At 50.7% G+C, this 3,234-nt stretch carries 3 protein-coding genes; 1 reads left to right on the top strand and 2 read right to left on the bottom strand.

Features of this window, described 5'->3' with window-relative positions; all coding sequences use genetic code 11:
* The first annotated feature begins 299 nt into the window (after positions 1-299).
* Positions 300-776, top strand: coding sequence for an RDD family protein (locus KDK14_RS19000; protein WP_257266781.1), 477 nt, complete (start codon positions 300-302; stop codon positions 774-776).
* Positions 777-851: 75 nt separating this feature from the next.
* Here the strand turns inward: KDK14_RS19000 and lptG are convergent, their stop codons facing one another.
* Together lptG and lptF are read right to left on the bottom strand one after the other, a co-directional pair.
* A complete protein-coding gene (gene lptG / locus KDK14_RS18995; RefSeq protein WP_257266779.1) occupies positions 852-1,910 on the bottom strand; it encodes an LPS export ABC transporter permease LptG in 1,059 nt (352 codons plus the stop codon).
* Complete coding sequence (gene lptF, locus KDK14_RS18990; RefSeq protein ID WP_257266778.1) at positions 1,903-3,015, bottom strand: LPS export ABC transporter permease LptF; 1,113 nt, start codon at positions 3,013-3,015, stop codon at positions 1,903-1,905. Before lptF ends, lptG begins: the two co-directional genes overlap by 8 nt.
* Positions 3,016-3,234 lie beyond the last annotated feature (219 nt).

The raw sequence follows: 3,234 nt of genomic DNA, 5'->3' as shown, positions 1-3,234 counted from the left end.
CTGCGCGGCAACTGCTCCTGCGTTGCTCTGGCTTATGCATCCATGCAATCGTGCTCCATTGCAGTTTTGTCACATAGCTACGTCACATAGCTACGGCTATACTGGCTAAGTTGCGCCTTGCATAGTAACTGTCCACTTAGCCAGATACATTCGTTTCCATTTGGTCAACTACTCAAGTATTCACACCTTGACCCATGAAGTGAGGAAATAACCAGAGGGCTGACCAACAATAGCCATGTGCGTAAAAAACAATTGCTGATAGAATGCCCTGACACGTTAAATAACAAGGCAAGAGGTCGATGGAAGCCACTAATCTCACCCCGGCTCCAGTATGGAGAAGAGCTGCGGCCATGTTGTACGATTCTCTGTTAATTCTGGCCCTGCTATTTATGGCTGGTTTTGTTAATTTGTTCATCCAGATCGGGATTTTTGGAGATGAGCAGCTCAAAGCGATGACTGAAGCGGGTTATCAGACCGGAGGCCCCTTATTCTACGCCGCCCTGCTGATCATCACTTACGGATTCTTTGGCTTTTTCTGGACCCGGTCAGGACAAACCCTCGGCATGCAGGCCTGGAGAATAAAAATAGTCACCAGTGACAATCATTTGATCAGCCCATGGCAAAGTGTTATCCGTTTTCTGATTGCCATTCCTGCGCTGTCGCTTGGGGGTATCGGGCTTCTCTGGGCACTGGTTGATCACAAGCGGCGAAGCTGGCAGGATCTGGCATCGTTATCCAGAGTCATTCTTCTGAATAAACCGACAAATAAAACCTGACCACAAGCACCTGCTCCTCCAGTGCAGTTTCATAACCGGGCGACACTCATCCATTTGATTGTTGCCTATAAACGTTCAGGCAGCCCGCCTTAACATCAGCGCCCCGACCAGCAGGCAGATGATGATTGGGATTATTACCGATAATACCGGCGGAAACCCGAATACCAAGCTCGATGGTCCCATCAGGTTCTGAACGATCATAAATACAATGCCGGTGATTACCCCGGAGAAGATCCGCAATCCCATACTGACCGAACGCAAGGGACCAAAGACAAAAGAGATCCCCACAATAACCAGGGAGAGTATGGATAACGGCTGAAGCAGTTTGGTCCACAACGCCAAATCATATTCTCCGGCATCCAGCCCCTGTGCTGCAAGGTACTGCGTATAGGTGAGCAGGCCGGAGATTGGCAATGCTTCAGGCTTGACCACCACGACTTTCAGCAGCGTTGTGGTCAGGCTGGTATCCCAGGGTTCAACCAGACTCTGCTCAGTCATAAACTGGTCACCCTTGCGGCGTATGGTCGTGACCTTCTCCAGCAGCCAGTGATCACCCTGATAGATTCCCCTTTTGGCAAACGAGCTTTCCAGAAGCTCCATATCATCATCAAAAACATAACGACTCACACCGTAAAGCACACCGTTTGGCTCGACGGCATTGAAATACATAATTTCACGGCCTTCACGGTGCCAGAAGCCTTCGCCGGTATACGTACCATCAGCAGAGCGGGCTATCGCCTTTCTGGTCTCGCCAACCTGCTCTGCCATGGGGGCAAGATATTCTCCCAGTACCAATCCGGTAACCATCATGACCAGAGCGGGCTTCATTACTGCCCACAAAATACGCCATAATGAAATACCAGCGGCCCTCATCACCACCAGCTCACTGTTGGAGGCCATGGAACCAAGACCCACAAGGCAGCCGACCAGGGCCGAAACGGGAATCAGCTCGTACAGTTTTTTGGGAATCATCAACAGGGTATAAATCAGCACATCGAGGGACCGATAGTTGCCTCTGACATCATCCAACTGTCCCAGGAAGGAAAACAACGCCTCCAGACAAACCAGTATCAGCAGGACAATAACCGTTGCCCCCAGAACATTTCTGGATATGTAACGATCCAGCTTATGCATTTCCAGCCCTCCGGCGTGCCAGCCAGAGTTTGCCCGGCTCAACAAGGTACAACAGCAAGGCAATCAGCAAGAAAATCAGATGAATAGGCCACAAGCCAATATCCGTCGGCAGTCGTCCATCCTCAAGCGCACCACGGCCACTCATCAGCAAAGCCAGATACAGCAGATACAGTAATATTCCGGGCAACAGCTTCACATAACGCCCCTGTCTGGGATTAACCCGGGCAAGGGGCAATGCCATCAGCACCACGATGGGGATTGACAGTGGCAGAGAGATTCGCCATTGCAGCTCAGCACGATGGCCCGGTGTGTCGGACTCCAGGAGTGTCGCCGTGGGCAGGGCTTGCTCCTTGCTGATCTCTTTTCCGGAGCGGCGCTCGTCCATACGCAGACCGTAATGTTCAAAGGCAATTTCCCGCAGGGGCAAGGCGCCTGGTGTCAGATCATAGCGGTAGCCATCATCCAATATCAGAAAGCGTTGTCCACCCTCTTCTGCATTGAATTCAATGCTTGCCTTTTGTGCCAGAAGCAAAGTCATTACACCGATGTTATTGCTATTCCCATTGCGGTTAGCGATAAATACCTTGTTCATCTGCTGACGGTCATCGGTCAACGCCTCTGCGTAGGTCACGCGCTGCCAGCCAAACTTCTGAAAGCGACCGGAAACCAGGGTATCAAACTCAGTCAGGGAGTCCTGCTCGGCAAAAATGTTGTCAACTTTCTGTATCCCCAGGGGGGCAACCACCAGGCTTAACAGCGCAACCAACAGCATAACCCCAACCGCAGGAACCATCGTCATGCCCAGTAGTTGATGACGACTCAGACCACAGGCGCTGAGCACCGTCATTTCGTTATCAACATACAGCCTGCCATAGGCGAGAATAATGGCCAGGAAAAGTCCCAGGGGCAGTATCATGACCAGAAACTCCGGGATCCGGTAACCCATGATGGCAAAGAGGAAGTCTGCTTTCAGCGTTCCGGTGGCGGCCTGTGCCAGATAGTTGACAAAGCGTCCACTCATGATAATTAGCAAGACGACAGATGTCACAGCTGACATAACCTGCAGCATCTGTCTGGAAAGATAACGAAATATGATTAAAGGCATGCCTTGGTGGAATTCATAAATTCAAAACGAACAATGGTTGAATTGGCTCAACCGTATTATTATCCATAAAATCCGCTAACTTGTCCCTCGGAGAGACCATGGAATTTGTTGTTAAGAGCGGCACCGCAGAAAAACAGAAAACTGCTTGCCTTGTTATTGGCGTCCACAAGAAAACGCTTCCTCCCTCTGCGACAGCCATCGACTCGTTAACCGGTGGAT

It is taken from the genome of Endozoicomonas sp. ONNA2, assembly GCF_024606365.1.
Taxonomy (GTDB): domain Bacteria; phylum Pseudomonadota; class Gammaproteobacteria; order Pseudomonadales; family Endozoicomonadaceae; genus Endozoicomonas.
The sequence above is the reverse complement of the archived record's forward strand: the minus strand, read 5'-3'. Positions and strand labels throughout refer to the sequence as shown.

What these genes read in the sequence shown, in the direction of transcription:
- KDK14_RS19000 (WP_257266781.1), top strand. Translation starts at nt 300, where the DNA reads ATGGAAGCCACTAATCTCACCCCGGCTCCAGTATGGAGAAGAGCTGCG.
- lptG (WP_257266779.1), bottom strand. Translation starts at nt 1,910, where the DNA reads ATGCATAAGCTGGATCGTTACATATCCAGAAATGTTCTGGGGGCAACG.
- lptF (WP_257266778.1), bottom strand. Translation starts at nt 3,015, where the DNA reads ATGCCTTTAATCATATTTCGTTATCTTTCCAGACAGATGCTGCAGGTT.